At 53.0% G+C, this 22,094-nt stretch carries 20 protein-coding genes; 14 read left to right on the top strand and 6 right to left on the bottom strand.

Going from position 1 to position 22,094, the window contains the following annotated elements; genetic code table 11:
- Nucleotides 1-30: 30 nt before the first annotated feature.
- Nucleotides 31-564 carry a DUF3833 domain-containing protein gene (locus DXV75_RS00625; RefSeq protein WP_115591297.1) on the bottom strand — a complete coding sequence of 178 codons (534 nt, stop codon included), beginning with the start codon at nucleotides 562-564 and terminating at the stop codon, nucleotides 31-33.
- A 1-nt stretch (nucleotide 565) separates the two neighbouring features.
- Nucleotides 566-1,081 carry a chalcone isomerase family protein gene (locus DXV75_RS00620; protein WP_115591296.1) on the bottom strand — a complete coding sequence of 172 codons (516 nt, stop codon included), beginning with the start codon at nucleotides 1,079-1,081 and terminating at the stop codon, nucleotides 566-568.
- A 115-nt stretch (nucleotides 1,082-1,196) separates the two neighbouring features.
- Here DXV75_RS00620 and DXV75_RS00615 point away from each other — a divergent pair, with 115 nt between their 5' ends.
- The 4 genes from DXV75_RS00615 (at nucleotide 1,197) to nspC (ending at nucleotide 5,095) form a co-directional block, all read left to right on the top strand.
- Nucleotides 1,197-2,084: a 1-aminocyclopropane-1-carboxylate deaminase/D-cysteine desulfhydrase gene (locus DXV75_RS00615; RefSeq protein ID WP_115591704.1), complete on the top strand. Its 888-nt coding sequence runs from the start codon at nucleotides 1,197-1,199 to the stop codon at nucleotides 2,082-2,084.
- 98 nt (nucleotides 2,085-2,182) lie between these two features.
- Nucleotides 2,183-2,584, top strand: coding sequence for a hypothetical protein (locus DXV75_RS00610; protein WP_115591295.1), 402 nt, complete (start codon nucleotides 2,183-2,185; stop codon nucleotides 2,582-2,584).
- Between the two features lie 163 nt (nucleotides 2,585-2,747).
- Nucleotides 2,748-3,950, top strand: a complete 1,203-nt coding sequence (locus DXV75_RS00605) for a saccharopine dehydrogenase family protein (RefSeq protein ID WP_115591294.1) — start codon at nucleotides 2,748-2,750, stop codon at nucleotides 3,948-3,950.
- Nucleotides 3,951-3,964: 14 nt separating this feature from the next.
- Nucleotides 3,965-5,095, top strand: a complete 1,131-nt coding sequence (nspC, locus tag DXV75_RS00600; protein WP_115591293.1) for a carboxynorspermidine decarboxylase — start codon at nucleotides 3,965-3,967, stop codon at nucleotides 5,093-5,095.
- Nucleotides 5,096-5,136: 41 nt separating this feature from the next.
- Here nspC and DXV75_RS00595 read toward each other — a convergent pair whose 3' ends face one another.
- Both DXV75_RS00595 and rsmI read right to left on the bottom strand, forming a co-directional pair.
- Complete coding sequence (locus DXV75_RS00595; protein ID WP_147291777.1) at nucleotides 5,137-5,403, bottom strand: hypothetical protein; 267 nt, start codon at nucleotides 5,401-5,403, stop codon at nucleotides 5,137-5,139.
- 27 nt (nucleotides 5,404-5,430) lie between these two features.
- Complete coding sequence (rsmI, locus tag DXV75_RS00590) at nucleotides 5,431-6,273, bottom strand: 16S rRNA (cytidine(1402)-2'-O)-methyltransferase (protein WP_115591291.1); 843 nt, start codon at nucleotides 6,271-6,273, stop codon at nucleotides 5,431-5,433.
- Nucleotides 6,274-6,402: 129 nt separating this feature from the next.
- On the opposite strand from rsmI, the gene DXV75_RS00585 reads away from it, so the two are divergent.
- The 10 genes from DXV75_RS00585 to amt all read left to right on the top strand — a co-directional run bounded on the left by DXV75_RS00585 (nucleotide 6,403) and on the right by amt (nucleotide 19,903).
- Complete coding sequence (locus tag DXV75_RS00585; protein WP_181898312.1) at nucleotides 6,403-8,292, top strand: penicillin-binding protein activator; 1,890 nt, start codon at nucleotides 6,403-6,405, stop codon at nucleotides 8,290-8,292.
- Nucleotides 8,293-8,295: 3 nt separating this feature from the next.
- Entirely contained in the window at nucleotides 8,296-8,637 is a 342-nt protein-coding gene (locus tag DXV75_RS00580) for a YraN family protein (RefSeq protein WP_115591289.1), read from the top strand.
- A 30-nt stretch (nucleotides 8,638-8,667) separates the two neighbouring features.
- Nucleotides 8,668-9,267, top strand: a complete 600-nt coding sequence (locus DXV75_RS00575; RefSeq protein WP_115591288.1) for a phosphoheptose isomerase — start codon at nucleotides 8,668-8,670, stop codon at nucleotides 9,265-9,267.
- A gap of 1 nt (nucleotide 9,268) precedes the next feature.
- Complete coding sequence (locus DXV75_RS00570; RefSeq protein WP_115591287.1) at nucleotides 9,269-9,850, top strand: BON domain-containing protein; 582 nt, start codon at nucleotides 9,269-9,271, stop codon at nucleotides 9,848-9,850.
- A 233-nt stretch (nucleotides 9,851-10,083) separates the two neighbouring features.
- Nucleotides 10,084-10,758: a GntR family transcriptional regulator gene (locus DXV75_RS00565; RefSeq protein ID WP_115591286.1), complete on the top strand. Its 675-nt coding sequence runs from the start codon at nucleotides 10,084-10,086 to the stop codon at nucleotides 10,756-10,758.
- A gap of 13 nt (nucleotides 10,759-10,771) precedes the next feature.
- Entirely contained in the window at nucleotides 10,772-11,650 is an 879-nt protein-coding gene (gene prpB / locus DXV75_RS00560) for a methylisocitrate lyase (protein WP_115591285.1), read from the top strand.
- A 54-nt stretch (nucleotides 11,651-11,704) separates the two neighbouring features.
- Nucleotides 11,705-12,829, top strand: a complete 1,125-nt coding sequence (gene prpC, locus DXV75_RS00555) for a bifunctional 2-methylcitrate synthase/citrate synthase (RefSeq protein ID WP_115591284.1) — start codon at nucleotides 11,705-11,707, stop codon at nucleotides 12,827-12,829.
- Nucleotides 12,830-12,890: 61 nt separating this feature from the next.
- Nucleotides 12,891-15,488, top strand: coding sequence for a Fe/S-dependent 2-methylisocitrate dehydratase AcnD (gene acnD / locus DXV75_RS00550; RefSeq protein WP_115591283.1), 2,598 nt, complete (start codon nucleotides 12,891-12,893; stop codon nucleotides 15,486-15,488).
- A 19-nt stretch (nucleotides 15,489-15,507) separates the two neighbouring features.
- On the top strand, nucleotides 15,508-16,701 hold the full coding sequence (gene prpF, locus DXV75_RS00545) for a 2-methylaconitate cis-trans isomerase PrpF (RefSeq protein WP_115591282.1): 1,194 nt from the start codon (nucleotides 15,508-15,510) through the stop codon (nucleotides 16,699-16,701).
- A gap of 130 nt (nucleotides 16,702-16,831) precedes the next feature.
- Entirely contained in the window at nucleotides 16,832-19,903 is a 3,072-nt protein-coding gene (gene amt / locus DXV75_RS00540) for an ammonium transporter (RefSeq protein ID WP_115591281.1), read from the top strand.
- Nucleotides 19,904-19,930: 27 nt separating this feature from the next.
- Here amt and DXV75_RS00535 read toward each other — a convergent pair whose 3' ends face one another.
- Both DXV75_RS00535 and DXV75_RS00530 read right to left on the bottom strand, forming a co-directional pair.
- On the bottom strand, nucleotides 19,931-21,526 hold the full coding sequence (locus DXV75_RS00535; protein WP_115591280.1) for a PH domain-containing protein: 1,596 nt from the start codon (nucleotides 21,524-21,526) through the stop codon (nucleotides 19,931-19,933).
- A complete protein-coding gene (locus tag DXV75_RS00530) occupies nucleotides 21,523-22,074 on the bottom strand; it encodes a PH domain-containing protein (RefSeq protein ID WP_115591279.1) in 552 nt (183 codons plus the stop codon). Before DXV75_RS00530 ends, DXV75_RS00535 begins: the two co-directional genes overlap by 4 nt.
- Nucleotides 22,075-22,094: the final 20 nt, after the last annotated feature.

Below are 22,094 nucleotides of genomic sequence, written 5' to 3'. Positions count from 1 at the left end.
AAGGATGACGTGGTTCGGCAGTTCCCAATATCAATTCTGGGGTTGCTTTTGCATGAATATGGTTACCTCTGCCATGACCAGGCCAAATTTACGGATATAAGACCGGTTCATCATGGTGTCTTCACCCAGGGCGAAGAACCAGTCATCGAAACTGACCATGTAAGACGTATCATCCACGGGTAAGTCCATTTCATAATGGAAACGGAACGCATTGCCGTAAGGCTGCCCCGTGGCCATACCCTCAATGTCGTTTGCCTGCCCCTGATAACTGCCGTCGGCCAGCTTACGAATCAGCCAGGTGCGGGACTCTGGCCCTTCCCCCAACTGGTAGGTGAAGCGCTCATCCAGACGAATCGCGTTACCCTCCCGGTAACCATCAATGTCCACCACAAATCGCTGAACCACCTCCCCCGAGCGATTTTGTACAATGCCCCAGGCACGGACCGGTCCGTCAAAAAAACGCTCGATATCGAATTTGGGTGTTTGCCCGAGATAATCTTTTCCGTCAGGCGAATGTGAACACCCTGCCACAAACACCAGCAGTAACAGTATTATCGCCCGCATGTCAGTTCCCTCCGCGCACCAGTTCCTGTCTGAGTTTGGGCTCAGACGTATTTTCACCCAGCCAGATATTGAAAAACCGCTTACCGAATTCCGGATCGTCTACGCTGCCAACAAGCTCACTGTTAAAGTAGAAGTGGCTGTTTCCCTGTTCATCCAGCACTCCGGTGAGGGTTTGGTACTTTTCAACATCCGGAAAAATTTCCTGCATGGCAGCCAGCCACTGCTGGCCTTTAATGTTGTCATTCAGGCCCTGCTTCTGCATTTCTCGCAATGAGCGCTGGGCAATCTGCTCACCGGTAAAATCCCTCAGATATGTCAGGGTAAGAGCAAAGGGCTGTGTGCTTTGCCAGTCTCCATTAGGTGCAAACAGCGCAATGTCATAAACATTCCAGAACAGATAGGTGTAGCGGCTCTCACCCACCAGCTGAGCATTCGGCACCCAGCGCTGTATTGGGCTTGACCACACGCTGAACGAGAGCGCGGTTAAGGCGAAAACGGTTATTTTTATCCTGATCATACTTCAAACCTTAGTCAATTCATCTGACATTTATTACCCCGTTTGGCCTCACAGCGATCATTAACAAATGTTAATATGGGCACAGCCAGACCGAATGTATGAACCTGTGACATTAATGAATGAAGCGCTGCCTGAACTGAACCTTCCCTCACCCGCTCAACCTTTCAGACCAGACTGGGCAAATGCCGACAGCCTGCAAATTTGGGTAAAACGGGACGACCTCATACACCCGGTAATCTCTGGCAACAAGTGGCGCAAGCTCAAATATGCCCTCCCTTCCTCCTGTACGGGTGCAATCCTGAGCTTTGGTGGTGGCTATTCAAATCATCTGCATGCTCTGGGCTACGCGTGCAATAAGTTGGGGCTGCCTTTTATCGCTGTGGTGCGGGGGCACTATCAAAGCCAGATGACACCCACCCTAAAAGACCTGGCTACTTGGGGGGCCAGGCTCCATTTTGTTGACCGCAAGCAATACGCCCTGCGCGACGATCCGGCTTTTCTGCAATCACTTCAGACACAGTTTCCTGCTGCCACCGTCATCCCTGAGGGCGGCAGTCAGCAAGCCGCCATCCGGGGTGTTAGTGAGCTGCTGACGGAACCGGGCCCGGATTTTGACGTAGTAATGGCCCCAGTGGGAAGTGGTGCCACCCTGGCAGGCTTGATCACCGAATTAAAACCCCACCAGTCTGCAATCGGGGTAGCTGCCCTCAAGGGCCAGGGTTATCTGGAAGAACTGGTCTCCCGTCTGCTACCGCACCGCTACCCACGCTGGCATATTGAACATGAGTTCCACAACGGTGGTTTTGCCAAAGCCTCCCCGGAACTTATCCACTTTTGCACGGTCTTCAACAGTGAACAGGGCTTTGCCATAGAACCTGTTTACAGCGGCAAACTTTTTCACGCTGCCAAATCGCTGATCGAACGAGGCACTTTTGCCCCCGGTACCCGCCTGTTGCTTTTACATACCGGTGGCTTACAGGGTGCGCGAAAAAGTGATCTTTGAACAATCTCATACCGTTCTATTGTTGAGAAACTGCCCGGCCAAACTGCAGTATCAGATTGGCATCCCGGATTTTGTGCATTCATGTAAGGGGATTTATTGTGATCCACGGCCCGCAAAATTTGTCCAGACCACTTCAGCTTCTGGTGGTTCGAGCCCTGTCTCTGTGTGAACTTATTCTGCCTCACACCCGTTCGGTTTTTCCGTTTGCGGCAATTTATGAAAATGGCAAAATCGGCTGCCTGTTCACCGATGAACGTGCCCAGGGTGCGGGAAAAAACAACCTCATTGAACAACTTCAGTGGCGAATCATTGATACTACCACCGATACTGAGAGCTACAGCGTTCTTGTCTATTCCGCGACTGTGAAAACCGATCACAACAAATCCCTCGACGCCATTGCCATTAATGCTGGTCAGCCAAACGATGAAGAAACAATCCTGCTCTACCCGTATTTTCGGGTAGGTAACCGTATAGTGGTTTCTCCGCCCATCAGTCGCTGAGCTGACAACTTCCCACGGCAACCATTCCGCTCGTCCGGCGTAATGCTATTATAATCGCCACTAAGAGCAAAAAATTAAGCAGGCAGAGCGACTTCACTTGCCTATTTGTGGTTCTCTGCTAGCATTCAGCGCAAAATTTGTCAGCCTTGGGAAGTGAACAATTATGTCTCGAGTTTTAATCATTGGAGCAGGTGGTGTTGCCGCCGTTACCGTAAAAAAATGTGCCCGTTTGCCGGAATTCTTTGATGAAATCTTTCTGGCCAGCCGCACCCTATCCAAGTGCGAAGCCCTTCAGCAGGAAGTAGGCGCGGACCGTGTCAAAGGTGTGTTTGCACTTGATGCAGACAATGCCAGTGAAGTGGAAGCCCTGATCAATGAAGTAAAACCGGATCTGGTTATCAACCTGGCATTGCCGTATCAGGATCTGCCGATTATGGATGCCTGTCTGGCTACCGGCACAGATTATCTGGATACTGCCAACTACGAACCTAAAGACGAAGCCAAGTTCGAGTATTCCTGGCAGTGGGCTTACCAGGACAAATTCAAACAGAAAGGTATCATGGCCCTGCTCGGCAGCGGCTTCGACCCGGGCGTAACCAACGTCTACACAGCTTACGCAGCCAAGCATTACTTCGACGAAATCCACTACCTGGACATCGTTGACTGCAATGGCGGTGATCACGGTCAGGCATTTGCCACCAACTTCAACCCGGAAATCAACATCCGTGAAATTACCCAGCGCGGTCGCTTCTGGGAGAATGGTGAGTGGAAAGAAACCGACCCGCTCAGCGTGCGCGAAGATTTGGATTATCAAAATATTGGTGTGCGCGCATCTTACCTGATGTTCCACGAAGAGCTGGAATCACTGGTTAAGCACTTCCCTACCCTCAAGCGCGCCCGTTTCTGGATGACCTTCGGTGACGCCTACCTCAATCACCTGCGAGTGCTGGAAGGCATCGGCATGACCAGCATTGAGCCAGTTGAATTCCAGGGCCAGAAGATTGTACCTCTGGAATTCCTCAAGGCCGTCTTGCCCAATCCGGGATCTCTGGCCGAAGGCTATACCGGCATGACCTGTATCGGCACTTACATTACCGGTATCAAAGACGGCAAAGAGAAAACCATTTTCATATACAACAATTGTGATCACGCCAAATGTAATGAAGAAGTAGGTGCACAGGCAGTTTCCTACACCACCGGTGTTCCTGCCATGATTGGCGCAGTAATGATGCTGAAGGGGATCTGGAAACAGGCCGGCGTGTGGAACATGGAGCAATTTGATCCGGATCCATTCATGGACATGCTGAACCAGCACGGCCTGCCCTGGCACGTAATTGAATGTGACGAGAGTCCATTCAGCCGCTAAGTGGAGAATCAGCGTTGACGGACCTAACTCAAAGGGGCGACCTGCCGTCGCCCTGCTATGTGCTTGAAGAACAGAAGCTACGCAACAACCTGGAATTAATGAAACGGGTGCAGGATGAATCCGGCGTACGCATCATTCTGGCGCTCAAGGGCTTTTCCATGTGGTCAAGCTTCGACATCATCAAGCCTTACCTGCACGGCGCAACCGCCAGTTCTGTGTGGGAAGCCAAACTGGCTTCGGAAATGGGCAAGGAAGTCCACGCATACGCACCGGCCTACAAGCGCTCAGACATCGCTGAACTGAAGCAGCTGGTTAACCACCTATCCTTCAACAGTCTCGGCCAGTGGCAGGCATACAAACATGACCTGCCGGGAGTTTCTCTGGGCTTGCGGGTTAACCCGGAGCACCAGGAAGCGGAAACACCGCTGTATGACCCGGCCGCCCCGGGCTCACGTCTGGGTATCCGCGCCGCTCAGCTGGAGGGCGTTGACCTGAGTGGTATTGAAGGCTTCCATTGCCATAACCTGTGTGAATGCGATTCGTTTGCTACTGAGCGCACACTGAAAGCCATCGAAGCCCGCTTCGGCAAATGGCTGGGGCAGTTGAAGTGGCTGAATCTGGGAGGCGGGCACCTGATGACCCGCTCCGGCTATGATGTTGAACACCTCATTGCAACACTGAAAGACTTTAAAGCACGATATCCACATCTGGATGTGATTCTGGAACCGGGCTCAGCCGTAGCCTGGCAGACCGGCCCGCTGATTGCGGAAGTGGTCGACATTGTTGAGAACGAAGGCAACATTGCCATTCTGGACATATCCGCCACCGCGCACATGCCGGACGTGCTGGAAATGCCCTATCGCCCCACGGTGCGAGGTGCTGGCATGGCGGGAGAAAAAGGCTACGACTACAAACTGGGCGGCAATTCGTGCCTTGCCGGTGATGTCATTGATACCTATTCCTTCGACCAGCCACTGGCAATTGGCGATCGGTTGCAGTTTGAGGACATGATGCACTACACCATGGTAAAAACCACGTTTTTCAACGGTGTTGTGCACCCAGCTATTGCCATTCTACGCCCGGACGACCGTCTGGATGTGGTGCGTACGTTCTGCTACGAGGACTTCAAGTCACGCCTATCCTGACAGCCGTACCAACAGCTGTTTGCAGCCGCTCGACAGGGCGGCTACAACACTCCACTTCCCCTTACATAACCACTTTCACCAACCTTGCCTTCCACCAGCACTTCATCGTCCAGAAACAATTTGAATGGCGTCTGCTTCGGTGCGGCAATGTTATAGTCAAAACCATAGAGGTGATCTTTCTGCAGGCTGATGGAAGCCTCCTTCACCGGGTAGACCAGCTCATAAACGCCATTGTCGTTACTTTCTTTGTAAACATCCACCATCCAGGTGCCCCTGGGTATGTCGATACGCAGAATTGAACCGTTCACTTAGCCCCTCACCGTAGGAAGTCTGCTTCAGTCTTCCCCTGCAAATGTGAGGCCGAATTGATAAAGTGTGTTTTTTTTCAGATTGTGATGTTTCGCCACTATGGCAGCGGCCTTTTTAAGCGGCAGAACTTCGCACAGGTCCCTGAGCAGAAGCTCTGCATCTGCGGAAATTTCCGATTCAGCCAAATCCGCACCGCCAATAATCAAAACAAATTCACCTTTTTGGTGCGCAGGGTCCTGTTGCAACCAGTCAATGGCCTGCGCTGGCGTACCATCAATATAGGTTTCAAAGGTTTTGGTCAGTTCCTTGGCCACAACTATATGCCGTTCGCCCAATACCCGCTGGACATCCTGCAGGGTTTCCAGAATCCGTCGGGGTGCTTCGTAAAAAACGCTGGTGCAGGTGCGATCTGACAGCGACTGCAACAGGTTGGTTCGGGCCTGACTTTTCACCGGCAGAAAGCCTTCGAAAATGAAGCGGTCGGTTGGCAGCCCGCTGGCACTCAATGCCGTGATAGCGGCACATGGACCTGGTAAGGCCACAACGGGGATCCCCTCTTCCCTGCAACGCCTGACCAGCACAAATCCAGGATCACTTATCAGAGGAGTGCCTGCATCACTCACCAGCGCCACAGATTCACCATCTTTGAGGCGATGGCACAACATAGCCGTGCGTTTATCTTCGTTATGCTCGTGCAGCGACAGGGTGCGGGTCTGAATAGCAAAATGCTGCAGTAACCTTTGTGTATGCCGGGTATCTTCTGCTGCTATCCAATTCACCTGGCTCAATGTTGCCAGGGCACGTTCGGAGATATCCTGCAAATTACCGATAGGGGTAGGTACAATAAAGAGAGTTGCCGTATCAGACATGGAGTTGTCAGTTCAATCTTGAAATATTCGCAGTGTAGCACGGCTTAGGCACAGTTTATTGTCACTAACGTAGATTTTCCCCGCGGTTTGGTTAAACTTGGCTGCGAACCCGAGTATAAGGAAGCATTTGTGAGTCTGGCGCGATTATTTCTATTCAGTAAACCAATCACACTATCTGCCGCAGCGCTGGCCCTGGCGGCCTGCAGCAGTCGCCCGGTAACTATCTCACAACCCGAACCAGCTTTGCCGGATGTGCCGGTTTTGGAAACACAGACACCGGATACGCCGGAGCATCTGATAGAACAGGCCCGTCGTGACTGGCGGATCAATCAGGACCTTGTCTCCCGCAACAAAACGCTGCTGCTTGCTGCCGAAGGGTACATTGATCAGCAACAACCCGCCAAGGCACAGGTGCTGCTTAAAGCCATTCATCAGAACCCCGGTTCGGATGGGATTGCTCAGCAGGCGAATCTCATGATCGCACGTATTTACCAGAATGAAGCAGACGCAGAAACCCTGTTACCGCTGGTACAGTCACTTTCCTTCCAACCCGAGGTCCGACGCCAGCAGCTGTTGTTACAATCTGATTTATTTGCCCGCAAGAATCAATGGCTGGCTGCCGCAAATGCCCTGGCTCAAGGCGCTGAGCCTTCAGAACAAACCGTAAGACAGATATGGCAATGGGTGAATCAGGCGTCCCCCTCAACCACAGATTTGTCCCAATCTGACTATACCGCCATCCGGCCCTATCTGGCATTGCAGGAATTACTCAAAACAGAAGGTCTTCACCGCAATCGTCTTCGCCGGGCCGTTGATCAGTTTCAACAGGTCTACCGTGGGCACCCTATCGTGGAATACTGGCCGCAGGAAATTACCCAACTGCTCGAAATGTCTCCTCCGCGTTTGGAAGAAGTCGCTGTATTGCTGCCATTGAGTGGTCGCTACGCCAGCACCGGAGGCACCATAAAAGAGGGCATTCTGGCCGCCTATTTTGAACAACAGGCCAAAGGGAACGCGCTGCGCAATCAAACCAGGCTTCGATTCATAGATACCCTGGACAAAACTCCGCAGCAACTGGTTGAAGACATCGGCGAAACCCAGTGGGTAATAGGCCCGTTGCTCAAGGAAACCGTTGACGGGCTAATGAAGGTTTTACCCACACACGTGAATCTTTTGGCACTGAACCGCCTTTCTCCACTGGCCGATACCACGCCCCAGGAGAACCCTTTACCGGACCATAACGCCTATTTTGCCCTGGCGCCGGAAGACGAAGCCCATCAGCTGGCGGAACATATTTTTCAGCACGGCTACCGTACACCCGTCGTTGTTTCAGCAGAGAGCGCCACACAGCAACGTATGCTGGAAGCCTTTGAACTACGCTGGCAACAGTTACACAACGAGGTTTCCAATCTCCGTCCTCTGACCAAGGTAACCTTTACTGACAGCAATTCCCTGCGCCAGGGGATCACGGCGGCGTTGGATGTTGCCCAAAGCAAACAGCGTATTGACCAAATCCGATACATGGTAAACGAGGAATTATACAACGTTCCCCGCAACCGTCGGGACGTAGACGCCATTGTCGTATTCGCATCTCCGGAACAGACTGAACTGCTTAACCCGATGATAGAAGCCAGTTTGTCACCGTTTGGTGACAAAACCGTTCCCGTGTTCGCCACCTCAAGAAGCATGGAATATAACCGCGGCAAAAACCAGTGGCGGGACCTGCAGAATGTGCGTTTTCTGGATATGCCATGGATGCTTCCTGACACCCCCTGGCCTGAGCTGAAAGCCCAAACCCAAACGCTGTGGCCGCAGCGCAGCACGTCCATGTCACGCCTGTTTGCGTTTGGTGTAGACGCCTACCAGTTGCTGCCCTACCTTCCAAACCTGGCATTGTTACCTCAGGTATCCGTTAACGGGCTTACCGGGCAGCTCGCCATGAACGGCGAACGGGAAATTGTGCGCACACTGCCACAGGCGGTGGTTGACAACGAACGAGTCAAGTTGCTGGCTGACTGAATCATGTCACGGGCCATTGGTGCACAAAAGGAATCGGACGCCTGCCTTTATCTTCAGCAGCAGGGGCTGACACTGGTACAAACCAATTTTCACACCCGTTACGGCGAGATAGATTTGATCATGCGGGAGGGCGACACATGGGTGTGTGTTGAAGTAAAATACCGCAGTGCAAATCAGTATGGCGGTGCACTGGATACCGTAACGCCCGCCAAACTCAGCAAACTCCGAATGGCATTTGAACAATTTGTCATTGGTAAGGGTCTTAGCCCCGTGACCACCCCCATGCGCATAGATGTGGTAGCATTGGACGGTTCTGCCCTGCAATGGCTAAAATGCGTTGATTAACGCCTTGCCCGCGACAATATAGTGATAAATATGATTGATAAAATTAAAGCGAATTTCACCGAAAGCATCCAAACCAAAATTGCCGCTTCCGAAATTCTTCCCGAGGCGATAGAAAAAGCCGCTTCCATGATGGTGGAAGCCCTGATCCGTGGCAACAAGATCCTCAGTTGCGGTAACGGCGGCTCGGCAGGCGACGCCCAGCATTTTTCCTCTGAAATGCTCAACCGTTATGAGCGTGATCGCCCCAGCTTGCCTGCCATCGCACTGAGTACTGATACCTCTACCCTCACTTCCATTGCCAACGATTACAGCTACGATGAAATTTTTGCCAAACAGGTACGGGCACTGGGGCAACCCGGGGACATCCTGCTGGCCATTTCCACCAGCGGTAATTCCAGAAATGTGATCGCTGCCATGGAAGCGGCCCTGTCGCGCGACATGACCATAGTTGCATTGACCGGCAAGGACGGTGGCGAAATGGCCGGATTTTTGAGTGAGCATGACGTGGAAATCCGGGTGCCATCCAACCGCACCGCACGTATCCAGGAGGTACACCTGCTGGTAATACATAACTTATGTGAATGCATTGATGACAGCCTGTTCCCCGCCGAACACGGAGATGAGCACTAGTATGAATATAACAAGGTTAACTGCCTGCTTTTTGGCCTTGTTTGCCCTCACCCAACTTCAGGGCTGTGCCGTTGTTGCGGTTGGGGCGGCCGGTGCGGTAACTGCCAAGGTTGCCAAAGATCGTCGCACTGTTGGTGTTCAGCTGGATGATCAGAACGCTGAAACCCAGGTCGCATACCAGTGGTCAAAAAGCGAGGCACTGAAGCAGCACGCTAACCTGCAGGTTGACGTTTATAACGGTATTGCCCTGCTCACCGGGCAGGCACCGAACCAGACGCTGATCAACGAGGCCGTGGCTGGTGCACAGAAAATCGGCTACATCAAAAAGATTCACAACCAAATCCGTTTGGGCACGCCGATAGATGCCACCGACCAGGCTAATGACATCTGGCTGGCTTCGAAAGTTCGCACCCAGCTGGTTGTGGATGAACGGGTTCCCAAACTGCAGGTCACGGTGGTGGTACAAAATGCGGAAGTGTTTTTGATTGGCAGGGTCAACAACCAGGAAGCCACCGCAGCTGTCGACATCGCCCGTAACGTGGACGGTGTTTCCCGGGTCATCCGGGCTTTTGAAATTATGTAATACCCCCCGATTTACTGGGTAAAGCGGCTGAAAACAGGCCGCTTTTTTGTTTGTTATCACGCATTGTTGTAGCAATGGATTCCGCCAATCCATACACGTATTTGAGCACGCCAAGAATACACAAAACATTAACAACCCAACCACTTTGTCGACAAAAACACCATTAAACACTTGAATGACATCACCAAAAGGGCTAAATTGTCGACACTTAAAACAAGAACCCAACAGATCCCATGGAACTGGCCTCCGAAAAGCCCATTACCAACGCCGACCGTACCTTTTATCAGCTGAGAAAGGACATCGTCGAAGGTGTAATCGAAGCTGGCAGCAAACTCAGCGAGACTGAATTGTCGACAAAGTACTCCGTAAGCCGGGCAGTGATCCGGGAAGCCATTAATCGTCTCATGAGCTGCCATCTGGTTGAACGCAAAGCCAATGTGGGTGCACGGGTCGTTGCACTGACGCTGTCAGGGCTTGCGGAACTCTACCAGGTGCGGGAAGCACTGGAAGGTATGGCTGCCAGGCAGGCAGCGCGGAGTATGCCTGAGGCGGAAATCGCAGAGCTGCAGATTCTGATGAATGACCATTTCGAACGGGTAAAAAGCGGTGACACTTACTACCAGGAAGCCGGAGATGTGGATTTTCACTACCGCATTATTCTGGGCAGCAAAAACCAACATCTGATTTCCATATTGATTGATGGGCTCTACCACCTGGTAAGAATGTACCGGGTACAGCTTGGTATGGCTGGCCCCCGGGTTACCACCGCCTACGACGAGCATCGCAACATTGTTCAGGCCATCGCCAACCGCGACGAGGAACTGGCCGAACTGTTGATGCGCAGGCACATTCTGTATTCCAGGAACAATATCGAAAACAAGTTGCGCCTTTCCCCTTCAACCCTATGACAAGAGAACCAACATGAGCGCAGGAAAGAAATTTCGCCAGGCCCTGGCCGAACACAAGCCACTGCAAATCGTGGGAACCATCAACGCCTATTCAGCCATGATGGCAAAACAAATCGGCCACCACGCCATCTACCTGTCTGGCGGCGGCGTTGCCAATGCGTCTTACGGCTTGCCCGATCTTGGGATGACGTCGCTTAACGACGTACTGGTGGATGTTCAGCGCATTACCTCTGCCTGCGACCTTCCGCTGTTGGTTGACATCGACACTGGCTGGGGCGGTGCTTTTAACATTGCTAAAACCATAAAAGACATGCAAAAGGCCGGAGCAGCCGCGGTGCATATGGAAGATCAAGTGGCACAAAAACGCTGTGGTCACCGCCCGAATAAGGAAATTGTTTCCACCAGCGAAATGGTGGACCGGATTCGGGCAGCCGTCGATGCCCGCACGGACCCGGACTTTTTCATCATGGCCCGCACCGACGCGTTTGCCCAGGAAGGCCTTACGGCTGCCATCGAGCGGGCTCAGGCATACGTAGAGGCGGGCGCGGATGGCATCTTTGCCGAAGCCATTCAGACTGAAGCACATTACCGCGCGTTTGCCGATGCCCTTAAAGTCCCCATTCTGGCCAATATCACCGAGTTTGGTAAAACCGAACTGTGGAATGCCCGCCAGTTGGGAGAATGGGGTGCCGCCATGGTGCTCTACCCGCTCAGTGCATTCAGAGCCATGAACAAAGCCGCGGAGACGGTTTATCACGCCATTCTGACCGACGGCGATCAAAAGTCGGTGGTAGATTTGATGCAAACCCGAATGGAGCTCTACGATTATCTTGGCTACCACGAGTACGAACAAAAACTGGATCGCTTATTCGCCGAGGGCAAAAACAAATAATCACATTGCTCTCAACCTTTGAACCCTACAATCAGATAAATCAGGAGAACAACTATGGCCAAACAACTCAGCGGCGCAGGCCTCAGGGGGCAGGTCGCCGGAAAAACGGCTTTGTCCACCGTCGGTAAATCCGGCTCAGGCCTGACCTACCGGGGTTATGATATCAAAGACCTCGCCAGCCATTGCCAATTCGAAGAGGTGGCCTACCTGATCCTGAAAGGCAAACTGCCAAACCAGCGCGAGCTGGATGATTACAAAACCAAACTGATTGGCCTCAGAGCTCTGCCACAAGCGCTCAAAGACGTGCTGGAACGCATTCCTGCCGCTGCTCACCCAATGGACGTATTGCGCACCGGCTGTTCCATGCTCGGCAATCTGGAAACCGAACAGGATTTCAGCCAGCAGCAGGAGGCCACTGATCGCATGCTGGCGTGCTTTCCAAGCATAATCTGTTACTGGTACCGCTACAGTCACGATGGCGTTCGCATCAATACCCAAACCCACGATGATTCCATTGGCGGGCATTTCCTGCATATGCTGCACGACGGCGCCCCAAAAACGCTGCATGAGCAGGTGATGCACGTCTCTCTTATTCTCTACGCTGAACATGAATTTAACGCTTCAACCTTTACCGCCCGGGTATGCGCCTCTACGCTGTCGGACATTCACTCCTGTGTCACCGGAGCAATTGGCTCTTTACGCGGTCCTCTGCATGGTGGTGCCAACGAAGCGGCCATGGAGATGATTGAAAAATTCACTTCCGCTGACGATGCCGAAAAACAGATGCTGGGTATGCTGGAGCGCAAGGAGAAAATCATGGGCTTCGGGCATGCCATTTACTCCGAATCAGACCCTCGCAATGCCATCATTAAAGGCTGGGCAGAAAAACTGGCGCAGGACACTGGTGATACGGTGCTGTACCCTGTTTCCGTGCGCTGTGAAGAAGTCATGTGGCGGGAGAAAAAACTTTTCTGTAATGCCGATTTTTTCCACGCCTCGGCCTACAACTTCATGGGCATTCCCACCAAACTGTTTACCCCCATTTTTGTGATGTCACGCCTGACGGGCTGGGCTGCCCATATTATGGAACAACGTGCTGACAACCGCATAATTCGCCCGTCGGCGGAGTATACCGGTGAAGCGCTGCGCAGCGTTCCCCCTATCGCGCAACGAGACTAATCGCTTCAGCGGCTGGCGAAATGCCCGCCGCCACGCGTTTTTTTGCCGTTCAGGAGAGCTTATGAATTTTGATTATCGCAAACCCCTTCCCGGCACGGGGCTGGATTACTATGACGCCCGCGAAGCCATAGACGCGATCAAACCCGATACCTACCGTACCCTGCCCTATACAGCAAGGGTGCTGGCCGAAAACCTGCTGCGCAAGTGCCCGCCTGAGACACTGCATGCCTCTCTGGAGCAAATCGCTTATGGCCGGCAGGACCGGGATTTTCCCTGGTACCCTGCTCGCGTGGTTTGCCACGACATTCTCGGCCAGACCGCACTGGTTGATTTAGCGGGGCTGCGAGATGCCATTGCCGCCAAGGGCGGCGATCCGTCAAAAGTAAACCCTGTGGTACCCACCCAGCTGATTGTTGACCACTCACTGGCGGTAGAGCACGCCGGGTTTGAAGCCGATGCCTTCGAGAAAAACCGTGCGATTGAAGATCGCCGTAATGATGACAGATTTCATTTTATCAACTGGACCAAAACCGCATTCAGGAACATTGATGTAATAGGGCCGGGAAACGGCATCATGCATCAGATTAACCTTGAACGCATGTCACCGGTGGCCCATGCCAAAGATGGTGTGGCGTTTCCGGATACCCTGGTGGGCACAGACAGTCACACCCCCCATGTGGATGCCCTGGGCGTAATTGCCATTGGCGTAGGAGGGCTGGAGGCTGAGAGCGTGATGCTGGGCAGGGCATCGTACATGCGCTTGCCCGATATTGTCGGTGTGGAACTTATTGGTAAACCCCAACCCGGGATCACCGCCACAGATATTGTACTGGCTTTGACCGAATATCTGCGCCAGCAAAGAGTGGTATCGGCGTTTCTTGAGTTTTATGGCTCAGGGGTTGCCCATCTGACTCTTGGCGACCGAGCCACCATTTCCAACATGACCCCGGAATACGGTGCAACGGCAGCCATGTTCTACATTGATGATCAAACCCTCGACTACCTGAAACTGACCGGGCGCAGCAGCGAGCAGATAGAGCTTGTGGAAACCTATGCCAAACAGACCGGGTTGTGGGCCGACACTCTAAGAGATGCCAGGTACCAGCGCACCCTGCAGTTTGATCTCAGTCAGGTGGTACGCACTCTGGCAGGGCCATCAAACCCGCATGCCCGCCTGCCCACTTCAGAATTGAAGTCCAGAGGCATCAGCCAGCCAATTGAAATCAACAACGAGCGGATGCCGGACGGCGCCGTGATCATCGCGGCAATCACCAGTTGTACCAATACCAGCAATCCACGTAACGTAATTGCCGCTGGCCTGCTGGCCCGTAACGCCAATGCCAAGGGTCTTGTACGCAAGCCCTGGGTAAAAACATCGCTGGCACCCGGCTCAAAAACCGTCAAACTCTATCTGCAGGAATCCGGGCTGCTGCCGGAACTGGAAAAACTGGGCTTCGGCGTGGTGGCATTTGCCTGCACCACCTGCAACGGTATGAGCGGTGCTCTGGAACCAGAAATTCAACAGGAAATCATCGACAATGACCTCTACGCCACGGCGGTGTTATCCGGCAACCGAAACTTTGACGGCCGCATTCACCCCTACGCCAAGCAGGCATTTCTGGCCTCGCCACCACTGGTGGTTGCCTATGCCATTGCCGGTACCATCCGGTTCGACATTGAAAAAGACCCGCTTGGCATCGATGCCAATGGCAACCCGGTAACACTCAAGGACCTATGGCCCAGTGACGAAGAGATTGACGAATGTGTTTCCCGTTTTGTCAGACCGGAGCAATACCGGCAGGTTTACGACCCCATGTTCGACCTCAGGGTAGAATACGGAGCCCACCTGAACCCTCTCTACCAGTGGCGGGAAATGAGCACTTACATACGTCGGCCGCCATACTGGGAAGGTGCTTTGGCCGCCGAGCGCACACTTACCGGCATGCGCCCGCTGGCCATTTTGGGTGACAACATCACCACTGATCATCTTTCACCGTCCAACGCCATTCTGCCAACCAGCGCAGCCGGTGAATACCTGGCCAAAATGGGCCTGCCGGAAGAAGACTTCAACTCTTATGCCACTCACCGTGGCGACCACCTCACTGCACAAAGGGCTACTCTCGCCAATCCGAAACTGTTGAATGAAATGGTGATGGAAGACGGCCAGGTGCGCCAGGGATCACTGGCCCGTGTTGAACCAGAAGGCAAAGTCACGCGGATGTGGGAAGCAATTGAAACCTACATGCAAAGAAAGCAGCCGCTGATCCTCATTGCGGGGGCTGACTACGGCCAGGGTTCATCACGTGACTGGGCGGCCAAAGGCGTCAGGCTGGCAGGTGTAGAAGCGATTGTCGCCGAAGGATTTGAACGAATTCACCGCACCAACCTGATTGGAATGGGTGTATTGCCGCTGGAATTCAAACCCGGCACCAACCGCAAAACCCTGCAACTTGATGGTACCGAAACCTACGATGTCACAGGTAACCTTACCCAGGGTGCAGAGGTAACACTGGTCATCACACGCAACGATGGCAGCCAGGATAAGGTAGCGCTTATCAGCCGGCTCGACACCGCTGAAGAAGTCTCTATATATCAGGCTGGCGGGGTGTTACAGCGCTTTGCACAGGATTTTCTGCAAGCCGATTCAGCCCATGTTTAACCATTAAGGAGTCACAGAGATGCATTGGCCTGCCCAAATCCGTATTCCCGCCACTTACATGCGCGGCGGCACCAGTAAAGGCGTCTTCTTTAATCTTGCAGACCTGCCTGAGCAGGCGCAATACCAGGGTAAGGCAAGAGATGCCCTGTTGCTGCGCATTATCGGCAGCCCGGACCCCTATGCCAAGCATACCGATGGCATGGGGGGCGCTACCTCCAGCACCAGCAAAGCCGTGATCGTGAGCAAAAGTGCCCGTGAAGGCTTTGATGTGGACTACCTGTTCGGTCAGGTAGCCATCGACAAACCGCTGATAGACTGGAGTGGAAACTGTGGCAATCTGACCGCTGCGGTAGGTGCATTCGCCATTCACCAAGGCCTTGTTGAGCCTGACAGAGTTCCGCAAAACGGGCACGTTACGGTGAGAATATGGCAACAGAACATTGCCAAGGCGATTTTGGTGCAGATCCCGGTTTGCAACGGACAGGTGCAGGAATGCGGAGATTTCGAACTCGACGGTGTGGCCTATCCGGCCGCCGAGATCCGGGTTGAATTTATCGATCCGGCCGACGGCGAGGGCGCGCTTTTTCCCTCAGGTAACCTGACAGACACACTGACAGTGCCAGGGCTGGGAACTGTCAATGCCACCCTGATCAACGCAGGCATTCCGACAATTTTCGTTGATGCCGAAGCGCTGGGCTTCAGCGGCTGTGAATTACAGGGAGACATCAACAGCAACGCGGATGCCTTGAAGACGCTGGAAGCCCTGAGAGCCGCAGGTGCAGTAAAAATGGGGCTGATTTCCGATGCAGCCCAGGCTGCAAACCGGCAGCACACCCCAAAAGTTGCTTTTGTTGCTGCTCCCAAAAACTATGTATCCTCAAGCGGCAAACCCATTGATGCAGGCAGCATCGATTTGCTCGTGCGCGCCATGTCAATGGGCCAGTTACATCACGCCATGATGGGTACTGCGGCGGTAGCCATCGCAGTGGCAGCAGCCATTCCCGGCACTATTGTCAACCTGGCTGCCGGCGGTGGTGCACGGGATTCCGTGGTGTTCGGACACCCTTCAGGTACGCTGAAAGTGGGCGCCGCAGCCAGCAGAGACAACGGTGTCTGGCGGGTCAGCAAAGCGATTATGAGCCGCAGCGCACGCATTCTCATGAGCGGTGCAGTGCACGTTCCGGCCGATTCCCTCTGCCAGGCTTCGACTTAGCTGCGCTGTATCAAATTTTTGAGACGGGCCATCCGGCCCACTCAGTAATTTTCTCTTCATTTTCATCATTACGGTTCAATTATTGCTTAGTAATCAAGCGGTTCCTCAGCAGTAATAGGAAAATGGAAAGATGGAGTTTGGCTGGCTTCTGATTTGTTCAGTACTGGTCTTTTTGATGCAGGCAGGGTTTCTGTGCCTGGAGACCGGGAAAATACGCAGTAAAAACAGCATCAATGTGGCTGCCAAAAACCTCGCCGATTTTATTGTCTGCACCGTTCTGTTCTGGCTGTTTGGGTTTGGCGTCATGTTTGGTGACAGTCTTTGGGGAATCATTGGCACCTCAGAGCACCTTTTTGGTGCAAACCAATCCCCCTGGCAAATTGCTTTCTTCTTCTTTCAACTGATGTTTTGTGGCACAGCGGCTACTTTGATGTCCGGCGCTGTGGCAGAACGCATGTCCTTCGCCGGCTATCTGGTGGTTACTGTGTTGTTGTGCAGTGTGATTTACCCCGTCATTGGCCACTGGTCCTGGTCCGGCATCTATCAGGCAGACAACCCAGGCTGGCTTGAGGCAAAAGGGTTTGTGGACTTCGCCGGTGCCACGGTGGTGCATTCAGTTGGCGGCTGGGTTGCCTTGGCGGCAACCATCGTCATTGGCCCCAGACTCGGCCGGTTCAACAAGCAACGCCAGTTTCCGGTAGGAAACAATCTGCCCCTTTCCACGCTGGGGACACTAATGATTTTTGCTGGCTGGTTTGGTTTCAATGGCGGTAGCACTCTGACTCTCAATGACCAGGTACCGGGCATATTGCTGAACACCTGCCTGGCAGCAGTATGGGGAGGGTTGGCAGCATCCGCACTGTCATACGCCCATAAACGCTTTATCGACGTTTCTTTTATTCTCAACGGCGTAATTGCAGGCCTGGTAGCCATTACCGCAGCGGCGCATTGTGTATCCCCGGCTGCAGCCTCGCTGATTGGGGCTGTCGGTGGTGTGGTCATGTATGCCGGTAGCCTGCAGCTGGAACGCTGGCGTATTGACGATGTACTCAATGTGGTGCCGGCCCATCTTTTCGCTGGTATTTGGGGTACCCTTGCCGTAGCCCTGTTTGGTGCCCCCGAAAAGCTCACAACCGGGCTGGCTTTTGGCCAGCAACTGGCGGTCCAGCTGTTTGGAGTAATCACTATTGGCCTTTATTGCTTTGGTGTGAGTTTCGCCGCCATTCTGTTACTCAACCGTTATCTTCCCCTGAGGGTCAGTGCCCGCAATGAGCATCTGGGCATGAACGTTTCCGAGCATCGCGCCACCACCGAATTGCTGGATTTACTGTCCTCCATGCAGTCTCAGGCCAAACGCGGTAATTTCTCTTTGTCTGTGCCGGTGGAGCCCTTCACTGAAGTAGGCCAGATTGCCCGCCAGTACAATCAGGTGATCCAGCGGGTACGCGATGAAATGTCCGAGCGGGATTTTGCCATCGACAATTTCCGCTCCAGTGAAAAACGCAAAAGCGCCATTCTGGAATCGGCCATGGACAGCATCATCACCATTGATTTTGAGGGTAAAATAATCGAGTTCAACCCCGCTGCGGAGCGCACATTCGGATTGCGCAAAACCCAGGTGCTGGGCAAACGTTTCCTTGATTTATTCATTCTTGACGAAGACCGGCAACTAGTCGCTCACAGTCTTGAGCACAAGTTTTCTGCCTCAAGAGGCTTGCTGCTAAATCGCCGCAATACCATCATCCTGCAGCGCAATTCCGGCGACGAATTTCCCGCCGAAATTGCCATCACCGGCGCCAGTCTGGGCCTGCAGTCAGAGAGTGAATACACTCTGCACATTCGCGACGTAACCCGGCAACGTAAACTGCAGAACAAGCTCAAGCAACTTGCCTACAGCGACCCTCTTACCGGTTTGTACAATCGCACCTACCTACTTGAAAACCTGCAGAAGCGACTGGACCGTTCCAGTGCCGACGGACAGCGGGTTGCCGTGTTCTTTCTGGATTTGGACAGGTTCAAAAAGATCAACGATACCCTTGGTCACAAAGCCGGCGACGAGTTGTTACTGGAGGTGGCCGCCCGCCTGATGCGGGTTACCCGTGCAACAGACACCATTGCACGCTGGGGCGGGGACGAATTCGTTATTTCCATGGCCGGCAATCTCACCGAAGAGGCCGTACTGACCACCGCCAGCAAGATCCTGGACGCCATGCGTGCACCAGTACTCTTAAACGGGCGGGAACTGAAAATTCCCACCAGTATTGGGGTAGCCCTGAATACCGATAACACGCTGCGGGCTGAAAATCTGATTCAGCAGGCAGACATCGCCATGTATTTTGCCAAGGAAGATGGCCGCGACAACGTCAAAATATTCCAGCCCGAAATGGCCAATCAGGCATCCAGGCAATTTCATTACGAGCAGGCCTTGCGTATTGCCATTCAGGAACAATCCCCCTTTGTGGTGGTTTATCAGCCAAAAGTCGATGCCAAAGGTACGATTGTCAGCCTGGAAGCGCTGGTACGCTGGCACCACAGCGACGGAACGGTAATTTCACCCGGCCAGTTTATTCAGGTGGCCGAGGAAGCCAACCTGATTATCGAATTGGAAAAACTGGTGATCAGCCGGGTGATTCATCAGGTTGCCCTCTGGCGAAACAAAGGCCTGCAGCCTATTCCTGTAGCCATTAACCTTTCAGGCCGCCACTTGCTGTCCAGGGAGCTGTATGGTTTTGTCAGTGAGTTACTGGACCAGCTGCAGGTGCCCGGTGAGTGGCTGGAGTTTGAAGTTACCGAAGGCGTATTTGTAACCGACATTGTAAAATGTATCGAGATTCTTACCACTCTCAAACAGCGGAATATTTCCATTGCCATCGACGATTTCGGAACCGGTTATTCGTCACTGAATTACCTGAAAACCCTGCCCGTGGATGTATTGAAAATTGACCGGACATTTGTTGAAGACTGCGCCATTTCGCGGGAAGACGGTAAAATCTGTGACACCATTATCAGTCTGGCTGCCAGCCTCAATCTGAAAACCATTGCCGAAGGTGTGGAAACGCTGCAGCAATTCGAATTTCTGCGCAACCTGGGCTGCAACGAATTCCAGGGGTTTTACTTTTACCGCCCAATGCCGCTGGAAGACATTGAAGCACTGCTTGAACAACTTCCGGCCAAGCAGTTGTCCAACCAGCTACTCGCTTAAGGGCGTTCCTGTTTGAAGGAGCACGAGCTACATCCAGGAACGGCGGCTCTTTTCGACATGATAGAGGGTGAGATCGGCCAGCTCACAGGCGATTCCGGCTGGCAGATACGGAATGGTCACACTGCCACTGGCCAACACCAGTTTCACGGTTGCCAGCTTGCGTACCTTCATCCAGTAACTCTGGTGAATTTTCACCTGCTGAACTTTAAAAAACTCAAAACAGCGTCTGTCGATGCCCACAATACCGCTTCGCACATACACATAGCGGTTGTCCCAAGCCACACCCCAGCGGCGATAGCGAAACTGAACCAGCAAGGAGGCAATCAAGGCCACAGCAACAGAGAGGGCCAATCCCTGCCACAATCCAATCCAGATGGATGTGCATATCATCCCTGCACTCAATGGCATTAGCCACACCAGATACTGGTGAAGAATAAAACGTTTGTTCACTGGCAGATAATCGGCGTCATACATCCTGTTTCCCGGCAGGGCGTCACCCACCAGTTGCCGTACCTCACTGTTGGTAACCGACGGCACCACAAGTTTATTTGCCGCCATCAGTTCCTGATTGGGATCCGTACCCGTCAGGTTTTGCTCAAAAAACAGATTAGCCCGTTGCAGTAACCTGTCCAGCCAGTCCTGCCTGGCTGCTACCATCTGCAAACGTGACAGCTTGAGACTGACTTCCTCCGTACTGAGTAACCCACTTCGGCGAATATAGCGGTCATGCTGTTTGCTCAGTGTGTAACCGTAATAGGTCAGCAGCGAACCAATAACCGAAAGCAAAGCCACAAATGTCATAACCAGCAACAACAGCGACATACCGTATAACCACAGTTGCCACCAGGACTGAACCCCCTGATTGATAAGAGCCTCCAGGTCAATGCCAAGACTGTCGAGCCAGAAGTACAGGAAGTCAGATATTTCATCAAAAAACGGGGCCAATGCACCAAGCAGAATCCAAACCCGGTTATTGGTGACACCGTGAATGACCAAATCTTTAATGCTGCGGGTGTTGAGTACCGTCTCGCAGATTTCAGGAGCACCGTTGCCGTGGTCAATCGTTACCGTTTCCCCGGCCTGGCCTTTAAGATGCTGTTGCCTCTCAAACAGAATCTGTTGTTTCAGAGTCTCGGCGTAATCCCTGGGTACCGCCACCAGTTTCGCCTCTTCGTTCGAAGAACCGGCGGTATCCAGAATTACGACGACAAAACGGGTTAACCTGAAATATACGGGTTGCTCAATTTTAACGCTTTGAATACGCCAGAAGGGCAAATTGATGTGACGACGCTGCAGCACCCCCTCCCGAATATCAAGATGACGCGCTGAAATTCTGAAATGGAAAAACAGATGATTGGCAATACCGCTACCCGCCATGGCCAGGGCAATACACAGGGCAACCGGCCAGAACCATTGTGCCTCGGCAATGCGCGTGATATTCAGGCCCACCGCTACGGCCGGGATCATAAACACCGCAAAGCTAACCAGTTTTCTGATATTACTCGCAGTGAAATAAAGGATGGCCAGGGGCGACAGCCGCTGCCACTGTGCAATCACTGAAGTGGCAGGCCCCACAGACACCGCTTCAGCACCCGTTGGTGAAGAGGAAGAAGAGACTGTCATAGCTGGCCTGTTTGAGCACCCTGATCCTTGTGCTCAAGAATAAACTGGCGCAGTTTGCGTGCCTGCCCGTCAGGCAGGCCCGGGATCTCAAAGGTATGACCGGCGCCGCCAGCAGAGAACACCTGCAGCCGGGTCATTCCTGCCAACCGGTCGATCGGCCCCCGCTTTAATTCAATATGCTGAATACGCAGAATTGGCTGACACAATTGTTTGGTAAAAATAAGCCCCCGCTGCAAAACCAGATCCCTTTCACGCAAGGCAAAACGAACAAGCGGGTCGGCGTAAAAATGGTAAACAGCAAATCCAATACACATTATCGCAAGGCAAACCAGCATATAGGGATAAGCCCAGACAAAGGATTCTGGCAGCCGCCACCACGGCTGCCAGCGGATAAGACTGACCAACACGATCAACATAGCGTACAGGCCGATTTCTAGGGCAATATTCACCCACCGATAACGGGGTGAAACGGCTTGCATGGGCAGGGAAGCAACGCTTGGCAGGCTATCCACCGATACCGTAGCGTTGCTGAAAACCGAATCCTGCATATTTTTCCTCTCGGCGGAGA

Origin of the sequence: Alteromonas aestuariivivens (genome assembly GCF_003367475.1) — a bacterium.
Classification (GTDB): Bacteria; Pseudomonadota; Gammaproteobacteria; order Enterobacterales; family Alteromonadaceae; genus Alteromonas; species Alteromonas aestuariivivens.
This window is presented reverse-complemented; position numbering and strand designations above follow the sequence as displayed.

Coding starts and splice junctions, on each gene's coding strand:
- DXV75_RS00625 (WP_115591297.1), bottom strand. CDS start 564: ATGCGGGCGATAATACTGTTACTGCTGGTGTTTGTGGCAGGGTGTTCA.
- DXV75_RS00620 (WP_115591296.1), bottom strand. CDS start 1,081: ATGATCAGGATAAAAATAACCGTTTTCGCCTTAACCGCGCTCTCGTTC.
- DXV75_RS00615 (WP_115591704.1), top strand. CDS start 1,197: ATGAATGAAGCGCTGCCTGAACTGAACCTTCCCTCACCCGCTCAACCT.
- DXV75_RS00605 (WP_115591294.1), top strand. CDS start 2,748: ATGTCTCGAGTTTTAATCATTGGAGCAGGTGGTGTTGCCGCCGTTACC.
- rsmI (WP_115591291.1), bottom strand. CDS start 6,273: ATGTCTGATACGGCAACTCTCTTTATTGTACCTACCCCTATCGGTAAT.
- DXV75_RS00580 (WP_115591289.1), top strand. CDS start 8,296: ATGTCACGGGCCATTGGTGCACAAAAGGAATCGGACGCCTGCCTTTAT.
- DXV75_RS00575 (WP_115591288.1), top strand. CDS start 8,668: ATGATTGATAAAATTAAAGCGAATTTCACCGAAAGCATCCAAACCAAA.
- DXV75_RS00570 (WP_115591287.1), top strand. CDS start 9,269: ATGAATATAACAAGGTTAACTGCCTGCTTTTTGGCCTTGTTTGCCCTC.
- DXV75_RS00565 (WP_115591286.1), top strand. CDS start 10,084: ATGGAACTGGCCTCCGAAAAGCCCATTACCAACGCCGACCGTACCTTT.
- prpB (WP_115591285.1), top strand. CDS start 10,772: ATGAGCGCAGGAAAGAAATTTCGCCAGGCCCTGGCCGAACACAAGCCA.
- prpC (WP_115591284.1), top strand. CDS start 11,705: ATGGCCAAACAACTCAGCGGCGCAGGCCTCAGGGGGCAGGTCGCCGGA.
- acnD (WP_115591283.1), top strand. CDS start 12,891: ATGAATTTTGATTATCGCAAACCCCTTCCCGGCACGGGGCTGGATTAC.
- prpF (WP_115591282.1), top strand. CDS start 15,508: ATGCATTGGCCTGCCCAAATCCGTATTCCCGCCACTTACATGCGCGGC.
- amt (WP_115591281.1), top strand. CDS start 16,832: ATGGAGTTTGGCTGGCTTCTGATTTGTTCAGTACTGGTCTTTTTGATG.
- DXV75_RS00535 (WP_115591280.1), bottom strand. CDS start 21,526: ATGACAGTCTCTTCTTCCTCTTCACCAACGGGTGCTGAAGCGGTGTCT.
- DXV75_RS00530 (WP_115591279.1), bottom strand. CDS start 22,074: ATGCAGGATTCGGTTTTCAGCAACGCTACGGTATCGGTGGATAGCCTG.